This is a genomic window from Thiomonas delicata, assembly GCF_900088825.1.
Lineage (GTDB): Bacteria > Pseudomonadota > Gammaproteobacteria > Burkholderiales > Burkholderiaceae_C > Thiomonas_A > Thiomonas_A delicata.
Genome location: NZ_LT592180.1, coordinates 1 through 376 on the forward strand (window position 1 = coordinate 1; position 376 = coordinate 376).

A 376-nucleotide genomic window follows, 5' to 3' on the forward strand; every position below is an offset into this window, starting at 1 on the left:
GCCAGCAAGGACCTCCAGCAAGCGGCCACCTTGTTGGCCATGCTTGCCGAGCAGCGCCCGGGGGACATCGAGGACGCCTGCCAGGCCTTGCCAAGTGCCGCGCGCGCGAAGGCTCGAGGTGCCTTGTCTTTTGTGAAGAGCCTATTGCAAGACGCGCACCCCGCGGCCATTGAGGCGTTGCAAGCTGGCCTGGGTGCCAAGGCCTGATTCCTTGTGGCGACGATTTTGCAGGCTTCGGGGCCGACGATTTCAATCGTGGAAGCGCATGGCTTTGTCGTTACGTCGTTACGCGGTTACAGCGTGACGCCGCCGCATCAACATCGGCTCGCGCTTTGCCCGGGGCCGCCCATTGCATCTCCAATCCGACGACGCCTCT

The 376-nt window shown here is 63.6% G+C and carries 1 pseudogene; it reads left to right on the plus strand.

The features are described 5' to 3' along the window. Positions 1 to 207 (plus strand): annotated as a pseudogene (locus tag THIARS_RS17935) (GSU2403 family nucleotidyltransferase fold protein); the annotation flags it as partial. Positions 208 to 376: the final 169 nt, after the last annotated feature.